Annotated in this window: 16 protein-coding genes; 8 read left to right on the forward strand and 8 right to left on the reverse strand. The window is 57.8% G+C overall.

Translation table 11 applies throughout. The features are described from left to right. The first annotated feature begins 331 nt into the window (after positions 1-331). From eat to eutC, 3 genes are read left to right on the forward strand one after another with little or no spacing between them, the layout of a single operon-like run. Positions 332-1,708: an ethanolamine permease gene (gene eat, locus GA0061071_RS07540; protein WP_061497304.1), complete on the forward strand. Its 1,377-nt coding sequence runs from the start codon at positions 332-334 to the stop codon at positions 1,706-1,708. 9 nt (positions 1,709-1,717) lie between these two features. Further along, positions 1,718-3,106: an ethanolamine ammonia-lyase subunit EutB gene (locus GA0061071_RS07545; protein WP_061497306.1), complete on the forward strand. Its 1,389-nt coding sequence runs from the start codon at positions 1,718-1,720 to the stop codon at positions 3,104-3,106. Then, complete coding sequence (gene eutC, locus GA0061071_RS07550) at positions 3,103-3,882, forward strand: ethanolamine ammonia-lyase subunit EutC (protein WP_088236785.1); 780 nt, start codon at positions 3,103-3,105, stop codon at positions 3,880-3,882. The genes GA0061071_RS07545 and eutC overlap by 4 nt, the downstream gene beginning before the upstream one ends. A 185-nt stretch (positions 3,883-4,067) precedes the next feature. Here eutC and GA0061071_RS07555 read toward each other — a convergent pair whose 3' ends face one another. Genes GA0061071_RS07555 through dgcN form a run of 3 tightly spaced genes read right to left on the reverse strand, consistent with a single transcriptional unit; the run spans position 4,068 to position 6,915 of the window. Next, complete coding sequence (locus GA0061071_RS07555) at positions 4,068-4,913, reverse strand: D-amino-acid transaminase (RefSeq protein WP_061497311.1); 846 nt, start codon at positions 4,911-4,913, stop codon at positions 4,068-4,070. Between the two features lie 23 nt (positions 4,914-4,936). Then, entirely contained in the window at positions 4,937-5,914 is a 978-nt protein-coding gene (gene dgcA / locus GA0061071_RS07560; protein ID WP_061497313.1) for an N-acetyl-D-Glu racemase DgcA, read from the reverse strand. Then, a complete protein-coding gene (gene dgcN, locus GA0061071_RS07565) occupies positions 5,914-6,915 on the reverse strand; it encodes an N-acetyltransferase DgcN (RefSeq protein ID WP_088236786.1) in 1,002 nt (333 codons plus the stop codon). Before dgcN ends, dgcA begins: the two co-directional genes overlap by 1 nt. 588 nt (positions 6,916-7,503) lie before the next feature. Here dgcN and GA0061071_RS07570 point away from each other — a divergent pair. The 5 genes from GA0061071_RS07570 to GA0061071_RS07590 are packed head-to-tail and all read left to right on the forward strand — an operon-like array spanning position 7,504 to position 12,049. After that, complete coding sequence (locus GA0061071_RS07570) at positions 7,504-8,610, forward strand: ABC transporter substrate-binding protein (RefSeq protein ID WP_167352636.1); 1,107 nt, start codon at positions 7,504-7,506, stop codon at positions 8,608-8,610. Positions 8,611-8,646: 36 nt separating this feature from the next. Beyond that, positions 8,647-9,546, forward strand: a complete 900-nt coding sequence (locus GA0061071_RS07575; RefSeq protein WP_088236788.1) for a branched-chain amino acid ABC transporter permease — start codon at positions 8,647-8,649, stop codon at positions 9,544-9,546. Beyond that, positions 9,546-10,592 carry a branched-chain amino acid ABC transporter permease gene (locus GA0061071_RS07580; RefSeq protein WP_061497321.1) on the forward strand — a complete coding sequence of 349 codons (1,047 nt, stop codon included), beginning with the start codon at positions 9,546-9,548 and terminating at the stop codon, positions 10,590-10,592. The genes GA0061071_RS07575 and GA0061071_RS07580 overlap by 1 nt, the downstream gene beginning before the upstream one ends. Beyond that, entirely contained in the window at positions 10,579-11,361 is a 783-nt protein-coding gene (locus GA0061071_RS07585) for an ABC transporter ATP-binding protein (protein WP_088236789.1), read from the forward strand. Before GA0061071_RS07580 ends, GA0061071_RS07585 begins: the two co-directional genes overlap by 14 nt. After that, the gene (locus tag GA0061071_RS07590) at positions 11,354-12,049 is read left to right on the forward strand and encodes an ABC transporter ATP-binding protein (protein ID WP_061497325.1); all 696 of its coding nucleotides are present in this window, start codon (positions 11,354-11,356) and stop codon (positions 12,047-12,049) included. Before GA0061071_RS07585 ends, GA0061071_RS07590 begins: the two co-directional genes overlap by 8 nt. Positions 12,050-12,084: 35 nt before the next feature. Here the strand turns inward: GA0061071_RS07590 and GA0061071_RS07595 are convergent, their stop codons facing one another. From GA0061071_RS07595 to GA0061071_RS07615, 5 genes are all read right to left on the reverse strand, one after another. Then, a complete protein-coding gene (locus GA0061071_RS07595) occupies positions 12,085-12,684 on the reverse strand; it encodes a LysR family transcriptional regulator (RefSeq protein ID WP_088236790.1) in 600 nt (199 codons plus the stop codon). 87 nt (positions 12,685-12,771) lie between these two features. Continuing rightward, the gene (locus tag GA0061071_RS07600) at positions 12,772-13,551 is read right to left on the reverse strand and encodes a heme ABC transporter ATP-binding protein (RefSeq protein ID WP_088236791.1); all 780 of its coding nucleotides are present in this window, start codon (positions 13,549-13,551) and stop codon (positions 12,772-12,774) included. After that, complete coding sequence (locus GA0061071_RS07605; protein WP_088236792.1) at positions 13,544-14,539, reverse strand: FecCD family ABC transporter permease; 996 nt, start codon at positions 14,537-14,539, stop codon at positions 13,544-13,546. The genes GA0061071_RS07600 and GA0061071_RS07605 overlap by 8 nt, the downstream gene beginning before the upstream one ends. Next, positions 14,536-15,357: a heme/hemin ABC transporter substrate-binding protein gene (locus GA0061071_RS07610; protein WP_061497333.1), complete on the reverse strand. Its 822-nt coding sequence runs from the start codon at positions 15,355-15,357 to the stop codon at positions 14,536-14,538. Before GA0061071_RS07610 ends, GA0061071_RS07605 begins: the two co-directional genes overlap by 4 nt. Then, complete coding sequence (locus GA0061071_RS07615) at positions 15,354-16,412, reverse strand: hemin-degrading factor (RefSeq protein WP_408612822.1); 1,059 nt, start codon at positions 16,410-16,412, stop codon at positions 15,354-15,356. The genes GA0061071_RS07610 and GA0061071_RS07615 overlap by 4 nt, the downstream gene beginning before the upstream one ends. Between the last annotated feature and the right edge of the window lie 77 nt (positions 16,413-16,489).

A 16,489-nucleotide genomic window follows, 5' to 3' on the forward strand; every position in this document is an offset into this window, starting at 1 on the left:
TTTTAAACTACAATAATATAATTAAAGCCTGCAATAAGAATAATAACTTAAGAATATTCGCATTTAATTTGTCTTTATTAGCTACAAAACACCTCCACCTTGTAACAATTAATTATTTTCCTAACCCCGCGGCAATAAATTTACGCTTAAGCAACACATCCTCCAGTCGCGCAAACTTCACCATTGCAGGGCAGCGCGTGCACCAAAAATACGCCTGCAAGCGGGTCAGATTGATTACTCACACCTAACACAATGAATAATAAGACTTCTTTTTTCTGGCACTGCCTTTGCAATCGTTATAGCAAGGTATTCAATGGCGAGGCAGTACACTATGAGCACACAAACAACACTAAAAAGAACACTGGGCAGCTTCCGGCTGTGGGGGATCGCCGTCGGGCTGGTCATTTCCGGGGAGTACTTTGGCTGGAGCTACGGCTGGTCGCAGGCAGGCACGCTGGGCTTTCTGATCGTCGCATTATTGATTGCAGCCATGTACTGCGCATTCATCTTCAGCTTTACCGAACTGACCACCGCGATCCCGCACGCCGGTGGTCCATTCGCCTATGCCTATCGCGCTTTCGGGCCGACGGGTGGGTTTATTGCAGGGTTTGCCACACTGATTGAGTTCGTCTTTGCCCCACCAGCGATCGCCATGGCGATCGGGGCTTATTTGAATGTACAGTTTCCGTCGCTCGATCCCAAATGGGTAGCCTGCGGGGCGTACATCATCTTTATGGCACTGAACATCCTCGGCGTCGGGATCGCCGCGACCTTCGAATTGATTGTCACCCTGCTGGCGATTTTCGAGCTGCTGGTGTTTATGGGCGTGGTCGCACCGGGCTTCTCCTGGAGCAACTTCACCGCCAACGGCTGGGCGGGCGCAGACAGCTTCAGCGGACTGGCGCTGCCGGGCATGTTCGCCGCAATCCCATTTGCTATCTGGTTTTTCCTGGCCATTGAAGGCGCATCCATGGCGGCAGAGGAAGCCAAAGATCCACAACGCACCATTCCGCGCGCGCTGGGTGGCGGTATTCTGACGCTGACAGTGCTGGCAGTAGGAGTCATGATGTTTGCGGGTGGTGTGGGCGACTGGCGTGCGCTGTCCAATATTAACGATCCACTGCCGCAGGCGATGAAAGTGGTGGTCGGCAACAGCAGCGGCTGGCTGCACATGCTGGTATGGCTGGGCCTGTTCGGTCTGGTGGCCTCTTTCCACGGCATTATCATGGGCTATTCCCGCCAGATTTACTCGCTGGCGCGCGCGGGCTACCTGCCGGCAAGCCTGGCGAATCTGAATCGCAAAACCCGCACCCCGCATCTGGCCATCCTCGCCGGTGGCGTGGTCGGGATTGCCGCGATTTTCTCTGACTCATTAATCACCATAAGCGGTATGCCGCTGACCGCCTGTATTGTGACGATGTCGGTATTCGGGGCTATTGTTATGTATATCACCTCGATGGCGGCGCTGTTCAAACTACGCCGCAGCGAGCCGGAACTGGCGCGCCCGTTTAAAGCGCCGCTGTTTCCGTACGCGCCCGCATTCGCCTTAGGCATGGCAGTGCTCTGCCTGGTGGCGATGGTCTGGTACAACACCCTGCTGGCGCTGATCTTCGCCATTATGATGCTCGGCGGTTATATGTGGTTCCGTAAAACGGCGCACGCCCGCGAACGCGCCAGCCTGGATCCGCAACTGCGCGCGATTTCCTGAGGAGTATCAATGTATAAAACCACTCTGGCGCACCGTACCTACCGGTTCGCCAGCCTCAAAGAACTGATGGCAAAAGCCTCCCCGGCGCGATCCGGGGATGTGCTGGCCGGGGTGGCGGCGCAGTCGGCGGAAGAGCGAATGGCGGCAAAAATCGCCCTCGCGGATGTGCCGCTGCGCGATATCCTCGCCACCCCGTTAATTCCTTATGAAACGGATGAGGTCACGCGCCTTATTATTGATACTCACGACAGCGCCGCTTTCGCGCTGATAGCCCACCTGACGGTGGGGGATTTTCGCGACTGGCTACTGGCGGACAGCACTGACACAGCCATGTTGAGCCATGTTGCCCGCGCCATCACCCCGGAAATGGCCGCCGCCGTCAGCAAACTGATGCGCAACCAGGATTTGATCCTCGCCGCCAGCAAATGCAGCGTGATTACCCGCTTTCGTAATACCATCGGTCTGCCGGGTCATCTCAGCGTGCGCTTGCAGCCCAACCACCCGACCGATGATCTGAAAGGTATCGCCGCCAGCATGCTTGATGGGTTGTTGTACGGCGCAGGAGATGCCGTCGTTGGCATCAACCCCGCCAGCGACAGCCTGCCAGTCCTGGAAAAGCTCAATCATATGATGGCGGACATTATTGACCGCTTCGCTATTCCCACCCAGTCGTGCGTACTGACCCATGTCACCAACACCGTGCAATTGATCGAACGCGGTGCACCGGTGGATTTGGTGTTCCAGTCGGTAGCGGGCAGCGAAGCGGCGAACAGCGGTTTCGGCATCAATCTCGCCCTGTTGCAGGAGGCGCACGAAGCGGCATTAAGCCTGAAACGCGGCACGCTGGGCAACAACGTCATGTACTTTGAAACCGGCCAGGGCAGTTGCCTCTCCGCCAATGCCCATCACGGCGTCGATCAGCAGACCTGTGAGGCGCGCGCCTATGCCGTCGCCCGGCATTTTAACCCATTGCTGGTGAATACTGTGGTCGGCTTTATTGGCCCGGAATATCTCTACGACGGCAAACAGATCATCCGCGCCGGGCTGGAAGACCACTTCTGCGGCAAACTGATGGGGCTGCCGATTGGCTGTGATGTCTGCTATACCAACCATGCCGAAGCGGATCAGGACGACATGGACACCCTGCTAACGCTGCTGTGCACTGCCGGACTGACCTTCCTGATTGGCGTGCCAGGGGCGGATGACATCATGCTCAATTATCAGAGTACCTCGTTTCACGATGCGCTCTACGCCCGCCGCCTGCTGGGACTAAAACATGCTCCCGAGTTCGCCGCATGGCTTACCCGCATGCAGATTATCGACACCCACGGGCAGCTTCGCCTGACCGGTGCAAACCACCCGCTGCTGGCTGCATTACCGCAAGGAGCACATGTATGAACGGTCCCGATGCCTGGACACTGTTGCGCGAATTCACTGATGCGCGTATCGCGCTTGGCCGCAGCGGAGCCAGTTTGCCCACGCGCGAAGTGCTTAACTTCGGTCTGGCCCATGCACAGGCGCGCGATGCCATTCACCAACCGTTCGACAGCGAAACGCTGGCGCGCCAGTTACATGAACGGGGGTTGAACACGCTGGAGGCTCACAGCGCCGCCCCGGACAGACACACCTATCTCAATCGCCCGGATCTGGGAAGAATGCTCAGCGACGAGAGCCGCCAGGCTTTGGCGGCGCACCGCCCTCCTGCTCATGACCTGTTGCTGGTCATTGGCGACGGGTTGTCGTCACATGCGGTACACCGTCAGTCGGTGGGACTCATCAGCGCCCTGTTGCCCTATTTACAGACGCTGGGAATCTCGCTTGGTCCGGTGGTGCTGGCGCACCAGTCTCGCGTGGCATTGGGCGATGACATCGGCGAAACGCTGGGCAGTAAGGCGGTTGCGATCCTGATCGGCGAGCGCCCAGGTTTATCCTCACCGGACAGCCTTGGCGTTTACCTGACCTGGAAACCCGAGCGGCAACGCATTGAGTCCGAGCGCAACTGCATTTCGAACATTCGCCCGGAAGGGCTGGGCTACGATGCCGCCGCCTTTAAACTGGCGTGGTTGCTGGAACAGGCTTTTTTACGCCGCCTGACCGGCGTACGGTTGAAGGACGAAAGCGACAATCCCGCGCTGCATGGTCGGGTTACACCACGTATGCCCGCTCACCACTGACAAACCGGTAAAGCGCTTTTAACGAAGCGCTTTTTATTTTCCCCCTGCACACGCGAACCGTTAATCACCTTCTGCCCCCTTCACCTGTTTTACCCCGCACTGCTGCGCCTCTTTTTAACATAGCCCGCCAGCATCCTATGCCAGCCCTGCTCCGCCGGGCGGTCATTTAATGTGGCGGGGATGGCTCAGAGCATCTGCAAATAGATCTTCCGCAGCAACAGGGTGACAGGTCCGGGCTTCCCGTCACCGATGGTCTGCCCGTCAACGGCGATCACCGGCCAGACAAAGGTCGTCGCCGAGCTGATAAACACCTCACGCGCGTTGCGCGCTTCCTCCGGGGTGAAGAGCCGCTCCTCGATCGTCACACCGTGCTCCTCCGCCAGCCGCACCAGCGCTTTACGGGTAATCCCGTGCAGAATGCTGTTGCTGAGCGGGCGTGTCACCACGGTGTTGTCCGCCTGCACGATATAGCAGTTACAGGAGCTGCCCTCGGTGATATAACCATTTTCCACCAGGAAGGCGTCATCCGCACCTTGTGCTTCGGCGAAGGCTTTCGCCATACAGGGCGCAAGCAACTGCACGGTTTTAATGTCTCGTCGCTGCCAGCGAATATCCGGGCAGGTCACGACGCGAATCCCCTTACTGGCGGCGGGATGATCCACCACTGCACGCGCCTGCGTAAACAGCACCAGCGTGGGGGGCGTGTCAGCAGGCGGATAGTGGAAATCACGATCACCGCCATTACCGCGCGTCAGTTGCAGGTAGATGCCCCCTTCCTGTAGCGCATTTTCCACAATCAGCCGCTGGTGAATGTCACGCAGGGCGTGCTCATCCAGCCGTAGCGTTAAACCCAGTTCGGTGCAGGAGCGCACCAGCCGCGCATAGTGGCCGTTAAAATCGACCAGTTTACCGTTAACCACCGCCGTGACTTCATACACTGCGTCGGCAAATAAAAACCCGCGATCGAAAACCGATATTTTCGCCGCCTCTTCCGGCAGAAACTCGCCGTTCACATATACCGTGCGTGACATCACCCTCTCCTTGATTTTCGGCGTCAGCCCCACAGGGCAGGCGTCGGGGGAAAAAGTTCGCTGCCTTCATAATGCAGCCCATGTTCACGGTCTTTCGCCAGCAGCAAAGGACCGTCAAGATCGACAACGCTCGCGCCTTGTGCCACCACCACCGCAGGTGCCATCGACAGCGAAGTCGCCACCATACAGCCCACCATCACCTGTAACCCCAGCCGCCTGGCTTCCGCCTTCAGGCGCAGCGCTTCGGTTAGCCCGCCGCTCTTGTCGAGTTTGATGTTGATCATCTCATAGCAGCCAGCAATGCGCGCCAGTGATGCCACATCATGGCAGGACTCATCAGCGCACAGCGGAACAGGGTGCGGCAGTTGCGCCAGCACCGCGTCTTTACCCGCCGGGAGCGGCTGTTCAATCAGCGTGACGCCAAGTTTGCCAAGCGCAGTGGCCTGGTGCAGGTAGAGATGTTCATCCCACCCTTCGTTAGCATCGACAATCAGCCGCGCATGCGGCGCGCCCTCGCGTACCGCCGCAACACGAGCGCCATCCTGATTATCGGCCAGTTTCAGCTTCAGCAGAGGTCGCCAGGCATTTTCCCGCGCCGCCTGCTGCATCTTTTCTGGCGTATCCAGTGACAGGGTATACGCGGTCTGCAAATGACGCGGCGGCTGGCTGGCAGTGCGTTGCCAGATGGTCTGCCCGGCGCGTTTACACTCCAGATCCCAGAAGGCGCAGTCCAGCGCATTTCGCGCCGCCCCCGCCGGGAGCGCAAGCTGTAACGTGTCACGGGTCATGCCGTTCGCCAGCGCAGCACGCATCTGCTCAATCTGCGCTATCACGCTCTCTACCGACTCGCCGTAACGGGCATACGGCAGACACTCCCCGCGCCCGGTGACGCCATTAACCGTTAAGGCCACCGCTACCACATCCGCAACGGTGCGGCTGCCGCGAGCAATGGTGAACGCCTGGCGCAGCGGCCAGCGTTCATGCGTAACGGAGAGTTCCATTACAGCGCCGCCAGCGCATCGACGATCGCCCCGACACCCTGACGGAAGGGATCCACTACCGGCAGACCGAGGCGTTGTTGCAGCGCATCCATTAACGCACCGGCTTGCGCTTCATCCAGCGCGGCGGTATTGACGGAAATCCCCACAAACCGGGCATGCGGATTGGTCAGTTGCGCCATTTTCAGGCTTAACGCCATGCAATCACTGAGGTCGGGAATCGGGTAATCGACACCGCGCATATGCGTGCGGGTAGGTTCATGACACAGCACCAGTGCATCCGGCTGCGCACCGTGGATAAGCCCGGTGGTCACTCCCGCGAATGAAGGGTGAAACAGTGACCCCTGACCTTCGATAATATCCCAGTGGTCGGCATCGTTATCCGGCGACAGCGTTTCCACCGCGCCAGAGACAAAATCGGAGACCACCGCATCGATGCTGACCCCGCTGCCGCTGATCAGAATGCCGGTCTGCCCGGTGGCACGAAAGGTGGCTTTACCGCCGCGCGCCAGAATCTCTTTTTCAATGGCCAACGCGGTATACATCTTGCCGCAGGAGCAGTCTGTCCCCACCGGCAGCAGTCGCTTACCACTGCGTTTACGCCCGCTGGCAACCGGATAGTGCTGGGTCGGATGGCGTACATCAAACAGTGAGCGCCCGAGGCGATCGGCCAGCGCTTTTAATTCCGGGACATCAGCCAGTTTATTATGCAGCCCGGCAGCCAGATCCAGACCGCTTTCCAGCGCCTGGCTGAGAATAGAGATCCATGCCGGTGAAATAACGCCGCCACGGTTCGCAACGCCCACAACCAGCGTTTTCGCACCGGCTTTTACCGCTGCGTTAATATCCATATCCGGGACATGACAATCGGCATGGCATTCCGCCATCCGGTATTGGCCCACACAATATTCCGGGTGCCATTGTTTAATCCCATCGGCAACTTTCGCTGCCAGTTGGTCGTGCGCATCACCAAGAAAAAGCAGATAGGGCTTTTGAATATTCATTATTTACCGTCCTCAGAATAAGGCTGAACAAAAATAATTAACGCAGAAATAACATTTCCGAAAAAACAGGTAATAAGCTGACTGCCAATACAAAATAACAAGGGTTTTATTATTGTCAATAGCGACAAAAACAGGCGTTATTTACCATATTTATTGCAATTATCTGGTTTTTTATTCTGCTGATGTGTTTATTAAAATCCGCAAAAAACATTTTCTTTTTTAAATCCACTTATGGCCTTAATGGTGTCAAATAATTATTTTGATTCTTCTCACAATGATTGTATTAGCGCACCAACAGAGCGCACACGCACTATTTTAGCGCGCCAAAACAGTGCTATTGCGCCCGTTAAATCTATAAGAAGAATGGATGAGAAAAATCTAATTAATGGATGTAAGGTTGATTTCGTTATTGACAGTAAAATCCTTCGTAATTTAGCGCCATAAATCAAAAACATTATGCGTTATTGGCTATTTCTCCAGGCGCATCGGTATTCATCAGTGTTACGCGGTAATTGATGGTTAAACATAAACAATCAACTGACGGACGGTGAGGTAACAATGAAGAGTTTTTGTGGGAAAGTCTCTTTAATGGCGGTACTGGTCTCTGGCCTGGTGGTCGCGCACAGTGCGCTGGCGGCGGAAGTGAAAATCGGCGTGGTGCTGCCACTTAGCGGTGCACTGAGCGGTTACGGCCAACCGTCGCAAAAAGGTCTCGAACTGATCCAGGGCATTACCCCGACGCTGAAAAACGGCGATACCATCAAACTGGTGGTGATCGACGACAAAAGCGATAAGGTGGAAGCCGCTAACGCCATGCAGCGCCTGGTTTCCAGTGATAAAGTCGACGCCGTCATTGGCGAAGTCACCTCCTCCAATACCCTGGCGATGGTCAAAATCGCCGATGACACCAAAACGCCGCTGGTCTCCTCCACCGCCACCAACGACCGCGTCACCCGTAACCACCCCTATGTCAGCCGCGTTTGCTTCTCCGACAGCTTCCAGGGTGTGGTCGGCGCGAACCTTGCGTCCCGTGATCTGAACGCCAAAACAGCCGCCATCGTATTTGATAGCAGCAACGACTACTCCGTCGGCCTGGCAAAAGCCTTCCGCACGCAATTCCTGAAAAACGGCGGCACCATTCCCATCGAAGTACAAGCGCCGTCAGGCAGTAAAGACTTCAAAGCGCAGCTCTCCAGCGTGAAAGCCAAAAACGTCGACATGATCTACATGCCTATCTACTACACCGAAGGCGCATTGATTGCCGTTCAGGCCAAACAACTCGGTCTGGATAAACCGGTGGTCGGCGGCGATGGGCTGGCGGCGGATCCGGTATTCTTTGACGTGGGTAAAGACGCGGTTAATGGCTATATGACCACCGATTACTACTCGCCCAACGCCAAAGAGCAGACGCCTTCCGGCGAAGCGTTTATCAAAGCGTGGGAAGCGAAATTTAACTCTCCGACCCACACCTGGGGCGCAATGGCGGCCGATGCCTACAACGTGATCGTCAACGCTATGAACCAGTGCAATGACCCACATGACCGTGTGTGTGTTAACGAAAAAATCCGCGCCACCAAAGACTTCCAGGGCGTGACCGGCGTACTGACGCTGAAAGATGGCGATGCGGTACGCAGCGCAGTGATCAACGAAGTGAAAGATGGTCAGCTCGCCTTTAAGACTGTGGTTAATCCTTAACGCAGTGACAGGCCGTTGTTAACAAGAGGTGCTTCAATGGATGGTGCCATTTTTCTCCAGCAGGTGGTCAACGGCATGAGTCTGGGCGGCATGTACGCGCTGATCGCCATTGGCTACACCATGGTTTACGGGGTGCTGCGCCTGATCAACTTCGCCCATGCGGACGTCATGATGGTCGGCGCATTCGCCACGCTGTTTCTGTTCTCATCAATTGGGCTACCCTTTGGGGTAGCCATTTTACTGACCCTCGGTTTATGCGGCCTGCTGGGCATGTTTATTGACCGGGTCGCCTACCGCCCCCTGCGCCAGGCATCGAAAATTTCAATGCTGATCACTGCCATCGGGGTGAGTTTTTTTCTCGAAAATCTGTTCAACGTCCTGTTTGGCGGCAGTTCCCGCTTTTTCTCGGCGCCGGACTATTTCAACAGCACTCAGACCTTTGGGCAGATAATCATTACCAACGTGGCGTGGATCGTGCCGTTGATCACCGTCCTGCTGTTGCTGGCAATCCTCTGGCTGCTCTATCGCACCCGCTATGGTATGGCGATCCGCGCCGTGGCGTTTGACGTGAACACCGTGCGACTGATGGGCATTGACGCCAACCGGATTATTTCGCTGGTCTTTGCATTGGGCAGCAGTCTTGCCGCGCTGGGTGGCGTGTTCTACTCCATCAGTTACCCGACGATTGACCCGTTAATGGGCGTGCTGATTGGCCTGAAAGCCTTTGCAGCCGCGGTGCTTGGCGGTATAGGAAGCGTGACCGGCGCGGTACTCGGCGGCTTTATTCTTGGTTTTACTGAAGTGGTCGCCGTCGCCCTCTTTCCCGAACTGGGCGGCTATAAAGACGCCTTTGCTTTTATGTTCTTGATTCTGGTCTTGCTGTTCCGCCCGGTTGGCATTATGGGTGATGAACGTCTGGAAAGGAGCCGTTTCTGATGCGCAACCCCACAACGACGCTTGCCGCGCAGGGGCGCAATCTGCTGATTATCCTCATCACTATTGCGCTACTGGTCGCCATCAATACGCTGTTTAACGATTACATTGTCCGGGTTATCAGCACCGTTTTCGTCTTTATGATCCTTGCGGTCAGCTACAACCTGATTAACGGCGTCACCGGGCAGTTATCGCTAGAGCCGAACGGTTTTGTCGCCGTTGGCGCGTATGTCACTGCGCTGTTTATTCTCTCCAGCGACAGCAAACTGGATATGTTCGAAATGGCGGCCCCCAGCCCCTTTATTTTGCTGCTGCACGCCAGTTTTCTGCCAGCGTTGTTGATAAGCGGCCTGTGCGCTGCCGCGCTGGCGGTGTGCCTGGCTTTCCCGGTGTTTCGTGTGCGCGGCGACTATCTGGCGATCGTCACGCTGGGCTTCGGGTTTATTATCAAGATCCTCGCGATTAATAATCCGCAAATCACCAACGGCGCGATTGGGCTCAACGATATTCCGCAACAGCCGCATTTGCTGTTCTGGTGTGGGCTTATCGCCCTGCTTGCCACCGGGATGATCCTGCAACTGGTATGGTCAAAGTACGGTCGCATGATGAAGGCCATCCGCGATGATGAAGATGCTGCCATTGCGATGGGCATTAATACATTTCGCATTAAAACCTGCGCCTTTGCCACCAGTGCGTTCTTTGAAGGGATTGGCGGCGGTTTGCTGGCCTCGCTGCTGACCACCATCTCGCCGGGATTGTTCGACTTTATGCTCACCTTCCAGTTGCTGATCATCATTGTGCTTGGCGGCCTGGGCAGCACCACCGGCGCACTGCTCGGCACCATTGTGGTGGTCGGCAGTGGCGAGTGGCTGCGTTTTCTCGATCAACCGCTGTCGCTGTTTGGTCACGATCTCGGTTCTTATCCGGGGCTGCGCATGGTGGTGTTCTCCCTGCTGCTGCTGTTGATCATGTTGTTCGCCCGCGAAGGGTTGTTTGGCAAGAAAGAGGTGTGGCAATTACGTAAAGGGAGCCGTCATGACAGCAAGTAACGTCATTTTGCAGGTGCAGGACATTGTGATGCAGTTTGGCGGGCTGCGGGCCATCGACAAAGTAAGTTTTCACGTGGACGAAGCTGAGATCTTCGGCCTGATTGGCCCGAATGGCGCAGGCAAAACCACCCTGTTTAACGTCATCACCGCCAACTATAAACCCACCAGCGGCAGCGTGACGCTGGCGGGGAAATCCATCAAAGGGCTGAAGCCTAACCAGGTGGTGAACGCCGGCATTGCGCGCACGTTTCAGAACATCCGGCTGTTTAATTCCATGACGGTGCTGGAGAACGTGATGGTCGGGCTGGATCACGCCAGCCGCTACTCCCTGCTGGAAGCGGCGCTGCATATTGGCCGCTATTTTCCGGCCGAACGCGCCGCGCGGGCAAAAGCGATGGAACTGCTGGACTACATTGGTATTGCCGACTATGCCAATGTACAGGCCACCAACCTGAGCTACGGCAACCAGCGTAAAGTGGAGATCGCCCGTGCGCTGGCCACTGCGCCAAAGCTGCTGTTACTGGATGAACCCGCCGCCGGGATGAACCCAAAAGAGACCGAAGATCTGGCCGGGCTGATTTTCCGCATGCGCAAGGATTACCAGTTAAGCGTGCTGTTGATTGAGCATGATATGCCATTCGTTAACGCGCTCTGTGAGCGCGTGATGGTGCTGGAGTACGGCAAGCCGTTGTTCAGCGGTCTGATGGCGGACGCGATCCAACATCCGGAGGTGATCGCCGCCTACCTGGGAGAGGTACGTTATGCTTAGCGCACGCGAGTTAAACGTCTTTTATGGCGTCATTCAAGGGCTGAAAGGGGTGGATATTGACATCTATGACCGGGAGATCGTCACCCTGATCGGCAGTAACGGCGCGGGGAAAACCTCGACGCTGAACGGTATTGTGAACATGGTGCGTTCCACCGGCACGGTGAACTTTCTCAATGAGGATATCTCGCGCAGCCAGACGCACCATATTGTGCGAAAAGGACTGGCGCTGGTGCCGGAAGGCCGAAAAATCTTCACCAACCTGACCATCGAAGAGAACCTGCGGATGGGGGCCTATAACAACCTGGCGAACTTCACCCGCCTGCGGGATCGCATGTTTACCCTCTTCCCGCGTCTGAAGGAGCGACGTAAGCAGATGGCGGGTACCCTGAGCGGCGGTGAACAACAGATGCTGGCAATAGCCCGCGCGTTGATGAGCGAACCGGTATTGCTGATGCTCGATGAACCGAGCCTGGGCCTTGCGCCTAAGATTGTCGGCGAGTTGTTCACCACCCTTCGCCAGTTGCGCGAGGAGAACATTACTATTCTGCTGGTGGAGCAAAACGCCACGGCGGCGCTGACCATTGCCGATCGGGCTTATGTGCTGGAAAACGGCAAAATCGTGCTGAGCGGGGCGGCGCAGGAAGTGTTAGCTAACCCGGAGGTGAAAAAGATGTACCTTGGCGGGTAGCGCCCGGACGGTGCTGCGACCCGGCGTTTTTGGCGTTACGGGTTATCCGCCTCGGTTTTCTCCAGCAACCAGTCGCGGAAATCGTAGCAAACCGGCTGCAAAATGGCGGCTTTATCATACACCAGCGCCATATTGCCGCCCGGCAACCTGGGCGCGTGAACCAGTCGGTGCGACACCCATTCCGCCGTGGCATGCGCCTCATGACACACGGCAAAATCGATCCCTTCACTGCGCAGATCAACGGTGCGGTGAGTGGTGTTAATGATCACTTCCACACCCGGATGATAGTACTCAAACCCCTTCAGACGGGGTAACAGCCACTGGCTGGCGATCTCGGCCGTACAACTGACGGTCACCGTCGTCTGCCAGCCGGAGTCCATCAGCCGCTGCGTCGCCCTGGAAAGTTGATTAAACGCAGGCTGGATTTCACGCAGATAGATCTGCCCTTCCGTCGTCAGCGTCAGAAAACGCGGGCCGCGCATAAACAGCCGCACATTGACCCAGGCTTCGAGTTTGGCGATTTGCTGACTCACTGCGCTGGCAGTAATGTGTAACTCTTGCGCCGCCTCTTTCATGCTCCGGTGTCGTGCTACAGCTTCAAAACAGATCAGCGCCTGCAGTGGCGGTAAGGTCATCGCAGATCTCCGCTTCAGTTCATCACCCTAAACTGTAGCAAAAATACGCGGTTGTCATCCTCCCTGCGCCCGCCAGCGCTACGCCTGTCAGGCGGAAAGAAAGACCTGCGGCGCATCCCCGCCCGGGTGTTCGCCGACCAGCACATCTGCGCCATACCATTTGGCAATGACTGCGCGCTGGATAACCGCTCCCGGTGCGCCCTGCGCCACCAGCTTGCCGTTATGCAACAACAGGATGCGGTCCGCCCACAGCGCGGCCAGATTCAGATCGTGCAGCACGGCGCAGACATGCAGTTTTCCTTTCTGTGTGAGCCGCTTCAGCAAGCGCAATAACTGCTGCTGATGGTAGAGATCCAGCGCCGAGGTGGGTTCATCCAAAAATAACCAGCCTTCAGGGGCATCGTCACGCCAGAGTTGCGCCAGGCTGCGCGCCAGTTGTACCCGCTGCTGTTCACCGCCGGAGAGGGTGGTATAACGCCGTCCGCGTAACGCATCGCAACCGGTCAGCGCCAGCACCTGCTGCACAATGTCGCGTTCGCCTTTTTGCCCCCAGGGCGCACGCCCCATGGCAACAATCGCCTCTACGGGCCAGTCGAACCCCGGTTGCGTGTGCTGCAACATCACTGCGCGATGGCGGGAGAGTGCCGCAGGCGACCACTGGCTGAGCGCGCGCCCGGCAAGCGAGCACTCCCCCGAAGCCGTTGGAAGGTAACCGGTCAACAAGCGTAGCAGCGTTGACTTTCCTGCACCGTTAGGGCCAATGAGCGCCACCCTTTCACCGCAAGTCAGCGTTAACGACACATCCTCAATCAGTTGCCGTGCGCCAACCTTCAGGTGCAGATGGGTGGCGGTTAACGTGTTATCCACGTGCAGTTCTCCTTTGTCGGAAGATCAGCCACAAAAACCAGGGCGCGCCCAGCAGGCTGGTGAGCAGACCCACCGGCATCTCGGCAGGCGCTACCGCCGTGCGTGCGACCGTGTCGGCAATCAGTAACAGACCGGCCCCTGTCAATAACGAACCCGGCACCAGCCCGCGGTGATCCGGCCCCAGCCAGATGCGCATCAGATGCGGCACCACCAGTCCGACAAAGCTGATAATGCCGCTGATCGCGACGGCCGTGGCCACCAGCAGCGCGCTGCACACCAGCAGTAACCGCTGAAGCGCAGGAACATTGACGCCGAGGTAGTGCGCCTCTTCCTCCCCCAGTTGCAGCAGATTAAGCGGCTGCGCCACCCGCCAGATAACCACCGAAGCCGGGAGGATCAACGTCGCAGCAACCCCCAGCGTTAACCACTCTGTCTGCCCGAGACTGCCCATTCCCCACTGCGAAAGTTGGCGTAGCTGGGCATCGTTGCTAATCCAGGAGAGGACGCCCACGCCCGCGTTACACAGCGCATTAATGGCAATCCCCACCAGCAACAGGCGCGACAGCCCGCTCTCCGCTGTTTTGCTGAGCAGATAAATCACCACCATCACCGCCAGACTGCCAATAAATGCTGCCAGCATCGGTGCGTACAGCGCGACCAGCACCGGAACCGACACCGGCAGCACCAGCCAGCACGCCACCATCAGCGACGCGCCGCCGCTGATGCCCAGCAACCCCGGATCGGCAAGCGGGTTACGAAACAGTCCCTGCATCACACAGCCGGAGAGCGCCAGCGCCGCGCCGACCAGCAACGCCAGCAGCACGCGCGGCAGGCGGATAGTCAGCCAGATCTGACGCAGCCCCTCATCCCCCGCAGACCACAAGCTTGCGAGCGGCAAGTGCATCGCCCCCTGGGTGGTCGCCAGCATCGTCAGCCCCAACAGCAGCAGAAGCAGTCCCCAGAGTATGCGGGACACGGCGCGACTCATTCTGGCGTGTGCTCCGCTTTACGGCGCAACTCCAGCACCGCGTGCGGCGTACTCAGGCCAAACCCCAGCAACGCCGTATCATCAATGATCAGCGCCTGTTTATTGCGCCCGGCGGGGGTTTGCGCCAGACCGGGCAGCGCCCAGAGGCTCGCTTCACCGCCCATACTTTTCACCCCGTCGGCGGAGATCACCACCAGGTCCGGTTTGCTGGCGATCACCCCTTCCTGCGACAGGGCGCGATAATGGGCAAAGCCCTGCATCGCATTCTGCAAACCTGCCGCGCGGATAGCGCCGTCCGCCGCCGTCTCCTGTCCGGCAACCATCGCCCCCATGCCGCCATGACTGAGAATAAACAACACCCGCTTATTCACCGGCTGCGCGGGCAGTGCGGCAATCTCCGCCGCCAGTGTTTTACGCACCGCGTCGCCTGCGGCGGTGCGCCCGATGGCCGCCGCAATCACCGCGACTTTTTTATCGATATCCGCCAGCGTGTAGCCGCCCGGCACAGAGACCACCCGGACATGGTTCTCCTGCACTTTTTGCAGCACCTGCGACGGCTGCGCCTGGGCGCTTGCCAGCACCACGGTCGGGCGTAGCGAGAGAATGCCTTCCGCGTTGAGCTGCCGCAGATACCCCACATCCGGCACTGTTTGCGCCTGCGCAGGCCAGGTGCTGGTGCTGTCGCGCCCCACCAGTTGCGCCTGCGCGCCCAGCCCGTACACAATGCCGGTGACGTCGCCACCAAGGGAGACGATTTTCTCTGCCGCCGCGCTGACCGCCAGCGGCAGCGCTAACAACAACATCAGTACTGTTTTCATGCTGCTTTTCCTTTGCCGATCAGGGCATCAATCTGTGCCCGCCACTGCGCTTGTTCCGGCTGACCTTCGCTGCGCTGACCATACAGTTGCGCTATCTGCACGCCATCGTCGGCGAAGAGCTCAAGGCTGGTGACATGACCGCCGTCCGTCGGCTTGCGGGTGACCCAGCATTCGGCGATCCCCGCGTCGCGTAGATGCAGGGTGAAGGTTTCGTTGAAAATGTTGATCCACCCTTTCATCGGCGTCAGCTTCTCCAGCACGCCGGTAAAAATCTGTACGCAGCCGCGATTCCCCACGAAGATCATGATTTCATTGCCGTCCTGCAATACGCTCTCCAGCAGGGTCGGCAGCGCGTCATTGCTGACCTGGCAGGCCAGATCGTCGCCCACCAGCCGGAACGCCTGCTGACGAGAGAGGTTGTACTTTTTCAGTAACCCGAAAAACTGGTGGACATCGGTCATCGCCCGCCACGCCTGATCCAGCGCGGTGGCGTCGACGGCGTGCGCATACTGAGTCGCTTTGGCGGCGACGATCGTCAACGGCTGCGCAGAGGTGGCGCGAAAACGGCTGAGCACTGCGTCCCATGCCGCCATATCGGTACGCGCCGTGGTGTAAACCTTCAGCAGCGCATCGCCCTGGCGGTCGAAAAACTGAATACTCTGGCGCTCGCCGCGCGGGCTTTGTTCGCAGAGGTGAAACACGCTGGCCCATTCACCGAGGAACAGACGCAGATCGAGCGCACGCGGGTTGAGCACCAGCCCGGCGTGTTCGCTGATATGTTGATGGGTAAACTCGCCCAGTTGCTCGTGTACCGCATAGTCATTGCGGCAGATCGATTTGATCTCGCCCACCGGTTCCAGTGCCGCGAGGATGTCGCGCACGTCGCCCGTCAGGCGCACCGCATCGTGCCCGACGCGGGAGTGGGTTAATTCCGCTTCACTGATCGCCATCTCGCTGGCGATGTCACGGGCGTATTTTGCCGGTTCTTGCGTTTTGATGGTCTGATACTGACGCCAGATGGCGGCGAAGTCGTGTGCAGATGCAGGCATAAACATAGCGTCCTTTAGGATGTGAAAAACCCCGGCAGCGATACCGGGGAGAAACGTTAACGGTGGAGACCTATTCGCCCGGG

This window comes from Kosakonia oryzendophytica (genome assembly GCF_900094925.1).
Lineage (GTDB): Bacteria > Pseudomonadota > Gammaproteobacteria > Enterobacterales > Enterobacteriaceae > Kosakonia > Kosakonia oryzendophytica.